At 44.6% G+C, this 16,911-nt stretch carries 11 protein-coding genes and 2 pseudogenes; 5 read left to right on the forward strand and 8 right to left on the reverse strand.

Annotation, left to right across the window (positions count from 1 at the left end; all coding sequences use genetic code 11):
- From H735_RS31215 to H735_RS17635, 3 genes and pseudogenes are all read left to right on the forward strand, one after another.
- A pseudogene (locus H735_RS31215) lies at positions 1-285 on the forward strand (type VI secretion system tip protein VgrG); the annotation flags it as partial.
- Positions 267-854 (forward strand): DUF4123 domain-containing protein, encoded by a 588-nt coding sequence (locus tag H735_RS17630; RefSeq protein WP_020195792.1) that lies wholly within the window; start codon positions 267-269, stop codon positions 852-854. The pseudogene H735_RS31215 and the gene H735_RS17630, both read left to right, overlap by 19 nt.
- Positions 854-3,397, forward strand: a complete 2,544-nt coding sequence (locus H735_RS17635; protein WP_020195791.1) for a LysM peptidoglycan-binding domain-containing protein — start codon at positions 854-856, stop codon at positions 3,395-3,397. Before H735_RS17630 ends, H735_RS17635 begins: the two co-directional genes overlap by 1 nt.
- Before the next feature lie 59 nt (positions 3,398-3,456).
- On the opposite strand, the gene H735_RS17640 is transcribed toward H735_RS17635, so the two are convergent.
- The gene (locus H735_RS17640) at positions 3,457-4,512 is read right to left on the reverse strand and encodes a formylglycine-generating enzyme family protein (RefSeq protein WP_020195790.1); all 1,056 of its coding nucleotides are present in this window, start codon (positions 4,510-4,512) and stop codon (positions 3,457-3,459) included.
- A 313-nt stretch (positions 4,513-4,825) separates the two neighbouring features.
- Positions 4,826-6,055, reverse strand: coding sequence for a hypothetical protein (locus H735_RS17645; RefSeq protein ID WP_020195789.1), 1,230 nt, complete (start codon positions 6,053-6,055; stop codon positions 4,826-4,828).
- 159 nt (positions 6,056-6,214) lie between these two features.
- Between H735_RS17645 and H735_RS17650 the strand changes: the two are divergent.
- Positions 6,215-6,607: pseudogene (locus H735_RS17650) on the forward strand (mechanosensitive ion channel family protein); the annotation flags it as partial.
- 66 nt (positions 6,608-6,673) lie between these two features.
- Here the strand turns inward: H735_RS17650 and H735_RS17655 are convergent.
- Complete coding sequence (locus H735_RS17655) at positions 6,674-7,393, reverse strand: carbonic anhydrase (protein ID WP_020195787.1); 720 nt, start codon at positions 7,391-7,393, stop codon at positions 6,674-6,676.
- A 503-nt stretch (positions 7,394-7,896) separates the two neighbouring features.
- Here H735_RS17655 and H735_RS17660 point away from each other — a divergent pair.
- Positions 7,897-8,874 carry a hypothetical protein gene (locus H735_RS17660; RefSeq protein WP_020195786.1) on the forward strand — a complete coding sequence of 326 codons (978 nt, stop codon included), beginning with the start codon at positions 7,897-7,899 and terminating at the stop codon, positions 8,872-8,874.
- A gap of 145 nt (positions 8,875-9,019) precedes the next feature.
- Here H735_RS17660 and tdh read toward each other — a convergent pair whose 3' ends face one another.
- From tdh to H735_RS17685, 5 genes are all read right to left on the reverse strand, one after another.
- Complete coding sequence (gene tdh / locus H735_RS17665; protein ID WP_020195785.1) at positions 9,020-10,051, reverse strand: L-threonine 3-dehydrogenase; 1,032 nt, start codon at positions 10,049-10,051, stop codon at positions 9,020-9,022.
- 201 nt (positions 10,052-10,252) lie between these two features.
- The gene (locus H735_RS17670; RefSeq protein ID WP_005432273.1) at positions 10,253-11,446 is read right to left on the reverse strand and encodes a glycine C-acetyltransferase; all 1,194 of its coding nucleotides are present in this window, start codon (positions 11,444-11,446) and stop codon (positions 10,253-10,255) included.
- Between the two features lie 212 nt (positions 11,447-11,658).
- Positions 11,659-13,986 carry a putative bifunctional diguanylate cyclase/phosphodiesterase gene (locus tag H735_RS17675; RefSeq protein ID WP_020195784.1) on the reverse strand — a complete coding sequence of 776 codons (2,328 nt, stop codon included), beginning with the start codon at positions 13,984-13,986 and terminating at the stop codon, positions 11,659-11,661.
- Complete coding sequence (locus H735_RS17680; protein ID WP_009704972.1) at positions 13,983-14,915, reverse strand: transporter substrate-binding domain-containing protein; 933 nt, start codon at positions 14,913-14,915, stop codon at positions 13,983-13,985. Before H735_RS17680 ends, H735_RS17675 begins: the two co-directional genes overlap by 4 nt.
- Before the next feature lie 61 nt (positions 14,916-14,976).
- Entirely contained in the window at positions 14,977-16,377 is a 1,401-nt protein-coding gene (locus H735_RS17685) for an aminotransferase class V-fold PLP-dependent enzyme (RefSeq protein WP_020195783.1), read from the reverse strand.
- Positions 16,378-16,911: the final 534 nt, after the last annotated feature.

The raw sequence follows: 16,911 nt of genomic DNA on the forward strand, positions 1-16,911 counted from the left end.
TTAGTGCTAAAGAGCAGCGGTAATATTCATTTAAACGGCACTTCAATCACGATTGATGGTGCAAGTAACGTTACCGCCACGGGAGGCAAGGTAGACATCAATCCGGGCGGCGCGGCAAACGGCAACAGCAGCGTTTCCACAAGAAGGCCAAAGAAACCATCGTTGGCGATGAAAGCGATGCCTGTGATGTCACCAGCGGCGTATGCCGGATTGGTTGAAGACGGTACGTTACTGCAAGAGATTTGTGATTGTGGGAGTGGAAGAACATGCCAACTGCACAGCTAAACCCTGAATGGGACATACAACTTAATGAGCCGCTATTTCCATCCGCTGATGAAAAGCTTTATGTGCTGCTTGAACCTACGTTGTGGTCGGGCTGGGAGGAAACCCTATCGGAAGGCGAAAGTGTTCCACTTTTTGCTAACACTCGATTCGCAGCCTTGGGTAATGGGCCGGTATTGGCGGAGGTTGTCAGTAAACAAACACTCGAAAGCGTTAAAAGCCACCTAGAAGTAACGCCTTCAGGCTCTCTTCTCTTTACCCCTAGCTCGATGGATATGGCGAGTGTGGCCGAGTCCTTGCGCCGACGCCTTGTCGTGCAGCATGGTAAGACACAAGCGATGATGCGTTTTTATGAACCTCGCAAACTGGTCTCCCTAATCGGGTCAATGACATCCCATCAAAGGCAGCAGTTCTTTCCATCGTTGACTCGTATCCAATGGTTTGACCGCGACTGGTTGGACGCCTCATGGCATACACCAGAGCAGAGCACGCCATCCATTTGGGATTTAACGCCGTCGCAAACTCAACTCATGAACTTAATCTCAGCCCATTGGCAAGGAGTAAACGCCTAATGAGCCAAACTTACACCATCAAATCCGGTGACACATTGCTACAAATTGCGATTGAGCAAGAGGTGGACTTCACGACATTGCTTGAACTGAATCCTCAATATCAAGTAAACCCTGATTTTATTCGTATCGGTGAGGCGCTTACCTTGCCGGATGAATCGGCGATTGAACCTGTTGAGCCTACCTACCCAGTAGAACCTGTATCAGCGATGCGTCCGTGCTCTAACGACGGCGTATTGTTTGCGCCTCCGCTGTGTAAGAAGGGAGAGAGTGTTTATGATGTCGTCTTTATTACAGGCGATGGTCCGCTGGAATATTATTTATTAGACGAGAAAGCCAGCAACCAGCTAGAGCATGAAGCAAAGGAAACCGACCGCTTAGTCGAAAGCTATAAAGCGTTGCTAAGCTCTGCCCCTAGCGATAAAGAGGCGACCCGAGAAGCACTTGAGCAACATACACTGAAGAGAACCGCGTGGTTTGAAGATGCCATGCACGCGGGTATTTTCGGTGATAACAGCCGCCCGTTAAGCCCTGCTTCACAACGTGCCGCCGCCATGAGAGCGGCGCAGCCCAAGCCAAACCCGAACCTCGATTTAACTCAAGACAGGCTCACTTCACTGCAACAGCGAAAAGCTTTTGTAGAGCAATACCGCTACCGTTGGCTTGAAGAAACCTCGATGGAAACACTGAGAAAAGAAACCCTTCGTCAGTTAGACCGTCAAATTGATGAATTCAAAAAGCTAGAAACGAAAGCAAAACCCAAAGAAGAAAGCCCAACCAAACTTGGCATTGAGGCGAACAATTTCACCAATGATAAAACTCAGCTTGTGACACAAAAGGCCAAGCGCCATGTTGTTGAAGCCTACTCCATCAACCAAGGTCGTTACGTGTACCTTCGTCACGCCTTTTTTGAACGAGAAAAGCCACGTTGGAGCCAGTCTTACCATCACAGTAATGCCCACGCGGCGCTCAAGCGAGGGGACTTAAATCGTCTGAGTCAGGAGATTGCGAAAGACATCAAAGAGAGCACCAAAGAGTTTAAGGTCGAAGCGAAGTTTGCCGAATGGAAAGCAGACGGCGGTAAATTCCATGAATGGAAGTCCACTCAGAAATACTTAACGGAAAGTGGTGAAACACGATTTGCGATTAGCCCAGAAGCGCAGTTGCTCCGCTGGGGCGCTCAAGCCAGTGTCGCGACAGTGTTTGAACCCACAAACGGGCGAGTCGACATCGGTATTGGCGCAGAGGCCAGTGTATCGCTCACAGAAGCCAAAGTCGAAGCCAATCTTTACCTTCCGTACGAGAAAGGTTGGCACATCCGACTCACTTACCTCGATGCAAATAAAAAAACGGCGACTCATTCATTTGGTCGCTTCCGTTTTGTCGGCAAAGTGGCAATTGGCTGCTTTACTGGTGCAATGGCGGAAGGCAGAGCAAGCGTTGCAGCGGGTGGGCGTCAACAAAGCAGAGAGGTCAATGAATATGGTGAGAGCGTTGGCGTCATGTATTCACCGAAAGTGAACCTTGCCCAAGGGGCTAAAGGTGACGTCGGTTTTAAGGTGCAAGGGTTTGCGGGAATGCAGGCCAATGGTCAGTTAGTGGGTGGCGTTGAGTGGCTACCACCTAAAAATGCCTCTTCTTCAACAGATGGGCCGGAAGGTAATCAAAAGGAAAGCAAAGAAGCCGAGTTTCAGGCATTAGCCGAAGTCAAACCAGAAGGTAATATTGCGTTTGGTGCTGGCGTCAACGCCGAGTTTCAACTCGCTCTAGAGGATGGTAAATTTTATGTCAAATGCTCAGGGCAGATTGTTTGTGGTTTTGGTGCTGGCGGCGGTTTTGGCGCGATGCTAGACACGACCCAACTCTGGGCATTGACCAAAATCATACTGCAAGGATTGCAGTACGTTGATTATCGGATGCTTAACAATATTAACCCACTTGCTTACGAATATTTAGTGAATTCAACACTGGTTGCATTTGCTAGAGACCTGATTGGCGAACCTTCCCAATCATTTGAAAAAGTATTGACGGCGGGTAAAGATGCTGTGGACGATTGGAGGCAGAGTTATAATGATATTCTTGATCGTCAGGAAAAAGCTAATTCATTAGCTCATCGTATTCTTGATGACTCAACGTTATCCGGTGTGCCATTTGAGCAATTGTTACCCGAGGCTATTGGGGTTATGCTTGATGTCTTGGTTGAAGAGTTTTTGTTTAGTTTTAATGAGCAGCAAGAGAGTGCGATACATAAATTGCTGTGTAAAAGCACTTACAGTTGGCATAAGTTTGAAGAGATTTTGCAACGCATGAACTCAGATGGGCGTGCGATTGCAGGCGAGAAAGCGATGTTTGATAACCTTGCGCGCATAAATGCGATTTTGGACAACATCCAGCAGCATGACTTTAACTTGTGGGTGACGCAGTTAGCAGAGAAAAATAAACTGGATGCTACCAGCATGCCTTACACACCGTTAAGTGGTGAGGATCTTGCACGCAAGAAAGCCCAAATTACCGCGTCTAATGATGAATATCTGCCGTATCGATAAACCTAACAAGCGAGGAAATTGGTTGCTGTGACCGATTTCCTCTTTTTAGGTTAGGCCCATCACTTGGCTGGCACGGTTTGCTGAAGCGCGCAACGAAAGCTTACTGATGGATAATATTTTTTATAGACAGGGAGATGGTGGATACGTGAAAAAACCATGGTCGTTCCTCCTGCATCTCGAAGCGCTTTTTCTGTGCCTGACTCAGGGCCTTGCGGGTTATACTCTGGTGAGACAAGGTAATAATCTTTGGCATACCAATCATTTACCCACTCACTTATTTGGTTCGACATGCCTGCTACACCTAGAGGGTTGGGCGGATACGCATCCACATCTTCGATGCGCTTAGCTGCATTCACCTCTTCATCGGTATACTCAATATAACGATCGGATGCGGGATCAAAGTAATAGCCATCTTGGAGTTGGGCATAGCCATTATTGGTGGCGAAATACACTTTTTTTCCACGACTTCTGGCGGCATACTCCCATTGTGCTTCCGTTGGCAGATCAAATGGTAATGCGCTGACATCACCTAGCCATTGACAATAATCTTTAGCCTCTTGCCATGTTTTCGTTGATGCAGCATTATTTTTTCGCTTAGTTATTAACGCATTATAGAACTTTGTACCTCTCTCAACGTGTCCTCCAGTTTTGGGTAAATTACGTCCAACAGGTAGTCCCGTGAGCTGGCGCATCCACTCCATATCGACAAAACGCGTTTCAAATTTTGCAATCGAGTATGAGTCCAGTGTTACCTTGTGCAGGTTATAAGCACCGGTTTCTCCGGTACTCGGGGAGCTAAAGCACTGTACATCCGGTGACCAATCCATTCGACTTGGTGTGCCGCTTGGAATTTCGCATGGCGCACCAAAGTCCCCCATCTCAAAACTTCCGCCTTCAACAAACACTAGTTCTTCAATTGCTCGAACTACGGTTTTTGCTGCTCTCAACTTTTGCTCTTGAGTGGCCTCTGGATAAAGCTTATTGATGTTCGACACAATCGTATCGATTTGCTTTTGAGATACGGTCTCGCTAGACACAGGGATTGCTGAACTCTCGCTATTGCACGCAACCAATAAAGGAAGCACACAAGCCACACCTAACCATCTGTTTTTCATTTGGTATTCCTTTTACTTTATGTGCATATTTTACGCAAAAATAAAAGGTGAGAACAGTTTCAAAGACACTGTATGACTAGTTATAACGACTTCGTTCCTGTTTTAGAAAAGACTTTGATGGCTACTAGCAAGAAAGCACATGTGCGGTCTTGCTCCGCTGTATTGTATCGATCCCAAAACACCCAGTGACTTTGCCTATTGCATCAATTGATGCTTAAATCACACACAGAAACACTGATGTTGGAACGAATATCTGTGCGATTTTGTCCTATACGGGATCGGTTATTGGAGGCTGAAAGTGAAAAAAGTAGAATTAGAGGATGCGCCAAAGATTAATGTGAAAGAAGTCATTGAACAGCGCAGGCTTAGTAAAATAAAGATGGCTAACAAACTCCTCAAGCAGACAATTACTGCCTGTCGGGACATTTCTTGATTTCTGACCTTCAGGGATAACGAGAGGCTTAACGACACCCATCTGTCTATAGTGAGAGTTTCTATGTTCTATTTCTTTCAGTTTTTGGAATTTACATGTGTAAGCATGCTTTATATGACAGATATTGCGATCTACTTTCGACTTTATTATTGATACAGCCTGTTCATCTTTAATCCGCAAGGGTATGTCGCCAAACCAACTTTGCTTTTCAACACGAGTAGCTTTCCCTCCAATCGATATAGAGGGGGCTTTTAGTGGAGATTTCCAAGAAGGGACAATAAATTCTTTAACAGGGGCATCTAGGATACCTGTGTCAATAAAGCAGCTTTTGTAGTGTTTGACTGCGTTAGACCACATCTTGAAAAAAACCTTAGGGTCATGTTGCTTGATTAAAACTGAACTAAACCAAACCGTCATTACATTATGGAAAAAACTTTGAACGTATTTGCTCGACAGCTCTACTTCTAGTTTTTTAATTTCACCACAGACTTTAGTCATTGATTCAAACAGCATAGCCAAATCGTGTGTTACGTTCGCGAGTGTTGTTCCTCTCAGAGTGCGACCATAGTCAACCAGAGCAAGGTGAACCTTTAGTGCAAAATCACGCCCGTAGACCACATAAACAGGGTCCAAATACACGTTAATCGCTTTATCGTCTTGAGATACAATTTGATATCCCTTCAGATATTCGCGTTTTAAACTATCAACACTGATCGTGTTAAACAAATCGATGCATTGCTCTACGTCTTTAGTAGCAGATTTACACTGTGTGGATAACGGAGAAAATTCGAGTGCTTTATCTTCAGCCACATTCTCCATGATGTCGAGAAAGGCTGTTGCGATGCTGTACTTATTATCCATCGTCCAACCTTGACAATAGATGAAACCTACAACTTCTTGGCAGTGTTGGTTGAACAATGAACTGCTGGATAATATATCCAAAGCTTTATACCCACTTGGTTTAGTCAAAAAAACGAAAGATGAATAATAATTCAAAACTCTCTCGGTTTTAGTCACCTTAAGCTCCGATAGGCTCATTAATAAGTCGCGATACTCACTAGATAAAGCAGCGTTTACTAGACTGAGTTTTTTCAGAATATGTGGATTCAAATTTAGCCTCCGACTTAATAAAAAAAGTCAAAGCCACCCACCAAAACGCAACATTGACAATTATCAATTACAGCAATTTATTATCACTAACCATACAAGTCAATAACAATAAGGGGTTAGCACTATATTGATAAAAATTGGTATTGGGATTAGTAAACCATCGTGGTAGAAAACCCGTCTCGCATGTTAAACCGCCGAATCTTTGAGACAATTGGCCTGCGCTACGACGATGCAGACAAAGTACCAGTAATCATTGATGAAGTGCGCGAAATATTGAAGAACCACAAAGACATCGATACGCGCCAGACACTTATCGTCAACTTCGATGCGTTTGGTGCATCTTCACTGAACTTCTTTATCTATACCTTCACCAAAACAGTGAACTGGGTTCGCTACCACGAAGTGAAGCAAGATGTGCTTTTGCAGGTCATGGCGATCATTAAGAAGCACGAAGCGGATATTGCGTTCCCTACGCAAACACTCAAGCTTGACCCGATTCAAATGGCGCAAGTGCAAGTGCAAGTGCAAGTGCAAGACGACAGTGGTTTCTAATTTCAAAATACCAAACACAAAGCCCGCCAAACCAGCGGGCTTTTTTATGACTGGTCACTTCAACCATTATTGCTGCGCTAGAATCATTCGAGCGTTAAGCGGTTGGATTGGGCGGTTGTTTTGCCCCATCGCTTTCGCAAACTCTTTTACCTGCTCTGGGGAGATGGTTTGTGTCTCTTTAATCACCAACCAGCGAACACCTTCAGAACACGGTGGCGTGGTCAGAGAACCATTGAAACGGTAGTAATCTTTATCACTTGGGATAAGCGCGTCAGCATCAAATGGGACTTTAATGGCTACGTCCTGATCTTTAGTTGGGATGTTAGCGAGCAGCTTAGCAAGATCTGGGTTCGCATCACCCAGTTTAAAGAACACCGCGACAACCGCCAGATGGCCAGCCTTGTCGGCATGCACAAAGTGTGCTTCCAGTGGGTATTCTTTACCATCTACATGGTTTTCAGATGGAGTATGGAAGTGGAACTGTTTTAACGTAAACTCTTTACCATCAATAGTGAGCGTGTTTTTGCCTTCTAAACTGGTCTGTAAAGTGTGGCCGTTATTTAGCAGTAAAATCGCCTTACCTTCGTAATCAAAATCCAGTTTTTCTAGCTTGGCTTCAGTCGCTGATTCAATATTGATTGGACTTTGGTTTTGACCTTTCGCACATTCAGAAGCGAACTCACCCCAATTCGCTGGGCCGTGCTCCCCCTCATAGCTCCAGTTTGCCGCGTTTGCTGAGCCTGCAAATACCAATGCTAAACCAAGTGCTGTCAGTGACTTTCTCATTTTCATTTCCTTTTGTATCTATGGTTAAGTAATGAACACTTTCTTATGCGTATGTTCACGCATGCAGTATTAACAAAGGAATGACGAAAATGGATTAGCTCGCGCTATGCAATCTATGTTTACCTGCTAAATTTGGAAATGATCTCCACATTTTATGTAATTGATAAGTCGGTAATTAGAAACCATAGAGAATCAGACCAATACAAAAATATTGCAGCAATAAAGGGGAGAGTATTGGCTAATCTGACTGTTAAAAGAATAACTTTGAATATTATAAAAACGCACTTTAATAACCATTACAAATAAACAAGTTCTTAACAGTCATCTATTGAATTTTATAAGTGGTTTTTATTTAGCCACAACAAACTTAAACACACAGCTGAATTTAAAATACAATTTCGTTCTGAGCTTTCTGTTAGTAAAAATCACTATTTAAACAGTTACCTCATGAAATATTGAAAATCATAGGTATTCTTTTATTTATTTTTATTGGAATGACGACTATGCGATATCAATCAGCGCCTGCTAATACAGAAGAAGCACAAGAAACCACAGCGCAGCGAGCAGCACGACAACAGCAAGAACGCAGGGATGAGTTAACTTACTCGTCAAGTGACTATAAGCGCTGGAATGATAACCGAGACAAAGTCGTCGCCGACCGCAAAGAAGAACAGAAAAACCACATTTATGTGGGTGAAGAGCGTGAACTGCCTAACGCTATCCTGTCACCGATGCCAACATCAAGAATGGAAATGAACGATGCGATAGGAAAACGCGTCTTGCCATCAGACCTGCTTGGTTCTAGCTTTTCCAATCAGCCTGTTAGTGCAGAGGTCGTCGCTCTTCAGATGTCATCACTCACCCCTACCACTCAAAAGGAAGTTAAAGAGAGTGGTGAGCTTGTGTTTAGTGGCAAGCAATACAAACACGTCCATGGAACGGTAGGTGCGCTCCAAGTTATCGATACATATGCAGGAGAACAACCCGATAAAAATACATCACAGATGGCCTACTGGATCGCGCAAGGCAAGTATCTCGATATACCTAAACACCCTGATCCTCATCGTGACCATTTATATGTTTTCACGCCCAATTTCAGCGGATGCTCTTTTGTTGTGGATGACTGGAGCGATGATTTAATCAGGGTTTATCATGTGGAAGGTGGCAAAGAAGATAAACAATACAATGATGTGAAAGACCACAGCAACGGATTAATCAACTATATGAGTTTCCGTGATTATGGCTTTTACCAAAAAGGCACCACCACGATTAAGAATATTACGGGCTTTGCCTTTATGCGCTACAACACTCAAACTCGAAATTGGGAAATTCATTACCAGAAGCAAGAGCATGCTCCTTCTATCAGCCAACCTACGACATCAGCTAAAACTCTTTTCTCATCAGAAAAGCACACGGCAAAAGTCATGGCATCGAAGGAGTCTCGTGTAGTTGAAACGGGAACCATAGTAATAAAACGCTAACGCTGAAGTAATAATGAGTTTGAGTTGTAAATGAGCGCAATCCAATAAAATAGTCAGTCATTAAAAACAAAAAACGCCCTAAGGTTCACTTAGGGTGTTTTTATTAATTTGATATCAAGAGGTTTTAGGCTGCTTTATCGCGACCTTATTCCCAATCAAGGATAACCTTGCCTGACATACCGCTGCGCATTACATCGAAGCCTTCTTGGAAGTCATCAATCTTGTAATGGTGCGTGATGATTGGCGATAGATCCAGACCAGATTGGATCAGTGAAGCCATCTTGTACCACGTTTCGAACATTTCACGGCCGTAGATACCTTTGATCACCAAGCCTTTGAAGATAACTTGGTTCCAGTCGATGCCCATGTCTGATGGTGGAATACCTAGTAGTGCAATACGACCACCGTGGTTCATCGTCGTTAGCATTGAGTTGAATGCTGCTGGGTTACCAGACATTTCTAGACCTACGTCGAAGCCTTCTGTCATGCCTAGCTCAGCCATTACGTCTTCTAGCTTCTCTTCAGCAACGTTTACTGCGCGTGTTACACCCATCTTACGAGCAAGTTCTAGACGGTATTCGTTCACGTCTGTGATCACTACGTGGCGAGCACCAACGTGTTTTGCTACTGCAGCTGCCATGATACCGATTGGGCCAGCACCTGTGATAAGCACGTCTTCGCCTACTAGGTCGAAAGAAAGCGCGGTGTGTACTGCGTTACCAAACGGGTCGAAGATAGACGCTAGATCGTCAGAGATGCCTTCAGGGATCTTGAACGCGTTGAACGCTGGAATCACTAGGTATTCAGCGAATGCACCTTCGCGGTTAACGCCCACACCAATCGTGTTACGACATAGGTGAGTACGGCCACCGCGACAGTTACGACAGTGACCACACGTGATGTGACCTTCGCCAGATACGCGGTCACCGATTTCAAAGCCACGAACTTCCTGACCAATCGCAACCACTTCACCCACGTATTCGTGACCAACAACCATAGGCACTGGAATTGTCTTTTGTGACCATTCGTCCCAGTTATAGATGTGTACGTCTGTACCACAGATAGCGGTTTTCTTAATTTTGATCAGAATGTCGTTATGGCCAACTTCAGGTTTATCAACCTCAGTCATCCAGATGCCTTGTTCAGGCTTTAGCTTTGCTAATGCTTTAATTTTCATAGTATTCACCAAACATTGCCCCGCTCTATGCGTGACAAAAAATTCTTTCATCTAATGCGTTTAAAGAAGAAATAAAGGCTTTGCCCATGAGCCGACTCAGAAGAGTTGGGAAAGCCTTTTGCTCTTTAAACGTAAGCTCTTTCTCCTTTCCATCTAATCCCTCCCCTATGTTAGGAGGAGGCTAGGAAGAGGAAACGAAACTTAGATGATGCCCATGTCCTTACCAACTTGGATGAACGCGTCGATTGCACGGTCTAGTTGCTCACGAGAGTGCGCTGCAGACATTTGAGTACGGATACGCGCTTGACCTTTCGGTACAACAGGGAATGAGAAGCCGATTACGTAGATGCCTTTCTCTAGAGCGCGCTCTGCGAATTCTGCTGCTACTTTTGCGTCGCCAAGCATGATTGGAATGATTGCGTGGTCAGCACCACCCATTGTGAAACCAGCGTCTTCCATACGAGTACGGAAGTGTGCTGCATTTTCCCATAGACGGTCACGTAGGTCACCGCTCTCTTCTAGTAGGTCTAGAACGCGGATAGAAGCGCTTACGATTGCTGGTGCAACAGAGTTAGAGAATAGGTATGGACGAGAACGCTGACGTAGCCAGTCAATCACTTCCGCTTTACCAGACGTGTAACCGCCTGAAGCGCCGCCCATTGCTTTACCTAGCGTACCAGTGATGATGTCGATACGGTCAACCACGTTGTGGTGCTCGTGCGTACCTGCACCTGTTTTACCCATGAAGCCAACAGCGTGAGAATCATCAACCATAGTCAATGCGCCGTACTTCTCTGCTAGGTCACAGATAGCTGGTAGGTTTGCTACAACACCGTCCATTGAGAACACGCCGTCCGTTACGATAAGAATGTGGCGAGCACCTGCTTCTTTCGCAGCGATCAATTGTTGCTCTAGCTCTTCCATGTTGTTGTTTGAGTATCGGAAACGCATCGCTTTACATAGACGAACACCGTCGATGATTGATGCGTGGTTTAGTGCGTCAGAGATGATTGCGTCTTCTTTACCTAGAATCGTTTCAAATAGGCCCGCGTTTGCGTCGAAACATGATGTGTAAAGAATCGTGTCTTCTTTACCTAGGAACTTAGAAAGCTTCTGCTCAAGCTCTTTGTGGATGTCTTGAGTACCACAGATGAAACGTACTGAAGCCATACCAAAACCGTGCTCGTCCATGCCTGCTTTACCCGCTTCGATAAGTGCTGGGTGGTTAGCAAGACCAAGGTAGTTGTTCGCACAAAAGTTTAGTACTTCTTCACCAGTAGAGATTTTAACAGCCGCTTGCTGTTGAGACGTGATGATACGCTCTGCCTTGTAAAGGCCTTCCGCCTTCACTTCTTCAATTTGCTGTTCAATCTGTTGGTAAAATGCAGAAGACATTCGCAATTCCTTCCTGTTTATTTTGTCGAGTTTTCACTCGATTAGAATTAGGTTGAGCCTTTATGTGACGGGCATCACAGGCACTTACTTATCAATTAAGTGTAGTGTAATTCAAGGAAGGAAAAACGATTATCCCTCAAGGTGGAAAAGCATTAATGAATCTGAGGCACGAATCCAGTTAATGCTTTTCTATGAGGTTGTAATGAAAGGAGTTATAGCCAAGTCGGCTTAGCTAAAAGTGCTTCAAAGTCCTTGGCAGGTAATGGTCGGCTATAGTGGAAACCTTGTCCGAACTCACAGTTTAGGTCTTTAAGGTAATCCACATGACGCTGTTCTTCGATGCCTTCTGCGACGATCTTCAGATTCAGCGCTTTCGCCATCGCAATAATTACGTTCACAAGCTCGCGGTCGGACTCATTCTCAAACATGTTCTGCAAGAAGCTGCGGTCGATCTTGAGGCGATCAAACGGGAATTTCTGCAAGTAACTTAATGCAGAATAACCGGTACCGAAATCATCAATGGTGAGCTTCGCGCCCAATGCTCGCAAGCTGTCTAACATCCCCATCAGTTCATTACTGTGGTTGAAGAGCAAGCTTTCCGTTACTTCTACATCGAACATTTCGGCAGGTAATCCTGATTCTTCGAGGTGTTGCTTAATTTGTTCTAAGAGTTGATCACAGTATCTAAACTGCACACTAGAGAAGTTTACTGACACGAACAGAGGTGCAACGGTCTGCCATTGGGCAGCTTGATGACACGCTTGGCGAATCGCAAAGTCCCCTAGCTGATGAATCAAACCGTTCTTCTCGGCAATCGAGATAAACTCTTCTGGATTGACGAAACCAAACTTCTCATCGTTCCAACGCATCAAAGCTTCAGCGCCGACAATCGTACCGCTGTTCAAGTCGATAATAGGTTGGTAGTAGAGCTCTAATAAATCGTGCGCAATGGCATGACGCAAACGGCTTTCTAAATCTAAGAAGCGCTGCAAATCTTGGTTCATGTTGTGGTCATAGAAGCAGAAGGCATCACGACCATCTTGCTTCACGCGGTACATCGCCATGTCTGCACACGCCAGTAGCTGCTCTGCGTTGTCGCCATCCTCTGGGAACACCGACATACCAACACTTGCCGATAGGAAGAACTCGTGGTTTTGCCAAACGAACGGTTCATTGAACACAGACAGAACAGTCGTAGCAAAACGTTTTGCGCTGTCGGCATCTTGCAAATCAGGGATAACCAAGAGGAATTCATCGCCACCAATACGCGCGAGTAAGTCAGTCTTACGTACTGCGTTGTGCAGGCGTTCTGCTGCCAGCTTCAAGACTTCATCACCGACAAAGTGACCCATGGAATCATTGATTTGTTTGAAGTGATCAAGGTCAATGAACATAACCAACACGTTTGAACCCATTCGCTCAGCGCGTGAGAGTTCCAGATCCAAACGTTCTGAGCCATATACTCGGTTTGGCAACCCAGTCAGAGAGTCGTGTTTTGCTTGGTAAGCCAACTCCATCTCTGATGATTTACGACGCTCGATTTCACTGGTTAGTCGTTGGTTTTGCTGAGACAGGAAGTCTTTACGTTTTTTCTCTTCTTCCAGTTTGATCTTAAGCTCAACACGCGTGTTATTTAGGCTAAACGCATACAAGAGACCAAACACAATCAAGATAGCAAGGATGCTCAATCCGGTAATGAATACGCGCGAGGTGTAGATGTCGCGTTCACTGAGCGATTCAAACCACGCCATCAACTCAAAGTGATGACGTTCAATTGGCACTTCGAAGTAAATCTTCTGTTTAAGCTCTTGAGAAAGCGCGTTTGGGCCCGTAACGTTTTCTTGTTCCAGTTTGCGGCTGATCGAGTCCCAAACTTCCATTTCAACGTCATTGATCTTCAAAACCATGCGACTGTAGCTGTCTTCATGTTCCTGATTGGTGAGTTGAGAAATCACCACTTGCTTGTTGATGTCTGCAATCAAGTAACCAACCGGTTTGCCAGAGAACATCACTTGCTTGACCACTTGGATTAACACTCTGCCGTCATCACGAACGGCTCGTATCTCTTCGGTATTTTTGTGGTTTTGCAGTAATCGCGAGGTGTCGATACGATGGTCTGTTTTCGCCCCAGTTGTGACGATTGTTGAGCCATCAAGGCCAATCAGGGTCAACTTCTTGTAGATGATTTGGTTATTGACTATTTTCGTTTCTGACTTTTCTTGCAGCTTGCGTTTCAAATTAATCAAACTCGCACCCAAGCCGTATTCCATCGACATGCCAGAAGCGAGGTTAGCAAAAAAGGTCTGCACCGTTTTATCGGTGGATAGATGGTCTATATCTTCGCTGGCAAGCGTAAATAAATTATCAAGTGTACCTGCGTAACTTTTCACCTTTAGGCCGAGTTCTCGGTGTTGTGAATCTTTTAATTTATTTTGACCTAAACTCGTCACAGTAATAAGCATCGCCAAATAGAGCGATACCAAAATCGCACTGATGGTAATGATCTTCTGGCTTGATATTTTTTTTACAGACTTTCTCATATATCTTTCTTACTATCTTCTAAGAAGTAGTCATTATAGAAATAGTAAATAGATGGGTAATATTTCTCGACCAACGCTTGGTACGTCCCATCTTGCTTAATTGAATTCAAATATTGGTTAAACGCGGCTTTTAATTCAGGAGAATCCTTACGGAAGGCAACCGCCATTTTTTGATTTTCAGAGACTGGGCCAATGACTTTGATTTCACCTGGCCATTTTTCTAATGCAATCAGTGTGTCTGCCACATCTAGCAGTGTACTCTCTGCATCGTTCTTCATGATGGCAGGAACCATTTCGTTCAAGCGGCGCTGGCCATCAGGCAAAATCACCTTAGCACCCGTGTCATACAGATTGTAAAGGTTTGGGTCTAGGCATGAGTGCTCCATCGCCAGAACTTCACGTCCATTAATCAATGCTTTGACTTTGGTGATGTCGCGCTCCACCGAGCCAGTCGGCGTGATTGGCGTAAGAGTAGAATCGGTACGAGCCACCAGCCACACTGCAGATGGGAAGTAGTCATCTGAGAAATCGACGATTTGAGCACGCCAATCCAAAATAGTGACACCGTTAGCGATCAGATCGCCTTCAACCGGCATCTTCTCACCCACGACGAGCTGCGCATCTTTGTATTCGACTTGCTGGCCTGTCAGTTTACCAACCACATTATTCCACTGCGCTGGCACGTACTGGTAACGCACGCCGAGAGATTGAGCAAACCCTTTGATGATATCGACATCAAGACCTGTCAGTGTCTGCATTTCCCCTTGATCAATGTAAGAAACGAAGTTGGCGTAAGGCACACCGATATGACGCAGCACGCCACTGTCTTTGATGTCTTGCAAATCACCCGCCGAGGCAGAAGTCGACATGATTGAAGCAAGAGCAACGGTAAGTGCCGTCATGGTTCGTTTGATTGTTTTCACTGACATGGTGAATATCCCTCTCTTCCACAAAGCGCCCAATGAAGGGCGCTTTGAAAGTTCAACAACGTTAGAACGAGTAGTAAAGATCCGTGATGGCTTCGACAAGCCCTTCTACGTCTTTCTCATCGTGGAATAGATGCGTTGAGATGCGCAGTGCTTGTGTTTCGTAAGCATCATCTTTGTACAGCTTGAAGCTTGTCGTACGGATGATGTAGCCATAGTCTTCACGCAGACGGTCGCGGAACAAGGTGAGTCGTTCTTCATCCGTCACATCGCTAAATGGGTTGAACGTCGTTAGGCCGCTGGTTAAGCCTTCCACATTTGGCGAGTACATTTGAGCATGTGGTAACGCTTCATTAAGCAGCGTTTTGCATAGGTCACTTAGTTCAAGAACACGTTCCTGAATACGGTCACGACCAATCTCGTCCCACATCTTACAGCTATCAGCAAGTGCTTGTTTTGCTGGGTAGTTGTCATTACCAATGTATTGCATTTGCAATTGCTTGCCTAGGTAGTCTGCGTGAGAAAGAGAAGAGTTGATCAACCACAGTGGATTCTCGCGATCGCTCCAGTACTCATTCAAACGGTTGCCGTTATCACGTACATACAAGATACCTGTCGCGCCAGGACCACACTGCCACTTATGACCAGATCCTGCATAGAAATCACAATCCATATCGTGGAAGTCTAAATCGAACATACCAACAGTGTGCGCACCATCAACTAAGGTTGGGATACCGTGTTGTTTTGCTAGAGAACAGATTTCTTTGGCTGGAAGAGTGGTACCTGTTTTGTAGGTAATGTGCGAGAAGACGATAAGACGAACGTTGTGGTGGGCTTCAATCGCTTCGCGGAACGCTTGAATGTAATCTTGTTCAGAAACGTCTTCAGTACCAGTGAAAACAGGAAGTTGAATTTCGACCACATCCACACCGAAGCGGTGTTTTGCTACATTCATTGGCGAAGTAGCAGCAACGTGTTCGTGGTGAGTCGTTAGGATGACATCGCCCGGTTCGAAATGAAGGCCATTGATAATAGAACATAGGCCATCAGTAGTGTTGCGGCTCAGAATGATTTCATCTGGGTTAGCACCAAAGCCCGGCGCTACTTGCGTCACCATTTCAGAAACATGAGGCCAAGCACCAAACTTGTCTTTCATATCCCACGGGTACTTAGCAACGATTTTGTTGTTGTCTTCGTATCCTTCAAGAACATGTTTTGGCATTGAACCTGTCGTACCGATGTTCATGTAAGTCGTTCGTTTATCCAATACGAACTGCTTTTGAACTTTACGCCAAAAGCGTTTATCGTTCTTTTTACCTAGACGGCTCCAGTCGATATTCGGTTCCTTTGCTTGAACAGCACCAGAAAACGCTGAAGCACTGACGCCAGCCACAACTGCACCAGTTGCACCTTTTAAAAAATTGCGGCGGCTGCGATTAGTCTGAATAGATTCCTTGTCGCTCATCTTTTCGATCCTTGTCGGAAGTTTAGCCATATTATTAATTATGAATCCGTAACTATCTGTTACTAAACCATTATTACCTAATAGGTCTATAGTTTAGATTTTTCCGCTGCAATTAAGTGACTTTAGTTCCACTTTTTCATTCCATCTGATGATATAAGCAATAATTCCCACACCCACAAATAGACAACCAAACACATATTAAAATATTCACTAAAACACTTATTGCTAATATAAATCACAAATCAATTTATAATCTCCACCAAAAGAGAAAAACTATGTTTGTAATATTTTCATCACAAATTAGACAACAAGGTTAATATTGCAATCTAGCACGTTAAATATGTAACAGAATACGTTTTATTCGCACATGTTATTTGTTCACCGATTAAATAACGGATTGGATGAATTATTCGAGATGAAATTAATGTTTAATGAGTATGACTAGCCGATTCTGTTTTTGAGCAGGTACATTGAGTGTGTAACTTAAGAGAAATACCAGTTGTATGAGACAAACAAAAAGCGCCCGATAGATAG

Origin of the sequence: Vibrio owensii CAIM 1854 = LMG 25443, assembly GCF_000817815.1 — a bacterium.
In the GTDB taxonomy this organism is placed as follows: domain Bacteria; phylum Pseudomonadota; class Gammaproteobacteria; order Enterobacterales; family Vibrionaceae; genus Vibrio; species Vibrio owensii.

Coding starts and splice junctions, on each gene's coding strand:
- tdh (WP_020195785.1), bottom strand. CDS start 10,051: ATGAAAATTAAAGCATTAGCAAAGCTAAAGCCTGAACAAGGCATCTGG.
- H735_RS17630 (WP_020195792.1), top strand. CDS start 267: ATGCCAACTGCACAGCTAAACCCTGAATGGGACATACAACTTAATGAG.
- H735_RS17685 (WP_020195783.1), bottom strand. CDS start 16,377: ATGAGCGACAAGGAATCTATTCAGACTAATCGCAGCCGCCGCAATTTT.
- H735_RS17635 (WP_020195791.1), top strand. CDS start 854: ATGAGCCAAACTTACACCATCAAATCCGGTGACACATTGCTACAAATT.
- H735_RS17680 (WP_009704972.1), bottom strand. CDS start 14,915: ATGTCAGTGAAAACAATCAAACGAACCATGACGGCACTTACCGTTGCT.
- H735_RS17660 (WP_020195786.1), top strand. CDS start 7,897: ATGCGATATCAATCAGCGCCTGCTAATACAGAAGAAGCACAAGAAACC.
- H735_RS17655 (WP_020195787.1), bottom strand. CDS start 7,393: ATGAGAAAGTCACTGACAGCACTTGGTTTAGCATTGGTATTTGCAGGC.
- H735_RS17675 (WP_020195784.1), bottom strand. CDS start 13,986: ATGAGAAAGTCTGTAAAAAAAATATCAAGCCAGAAGATCATTACCATC.
- H735_RS17640 (WP_020195790.1), bottom strand. CDS start 4,512: ATGAAAAACAGATGGTTAGGTGTGGCTTGTGTGCTTCCTTTATTGGTT.
- H735_RS17670 (WP_005432273.1), bottom strand. CDS start 11,446: ATGTCTTCTGCATTTTACCAACAGATTGAACAGCAAATTGAAGAAGTG.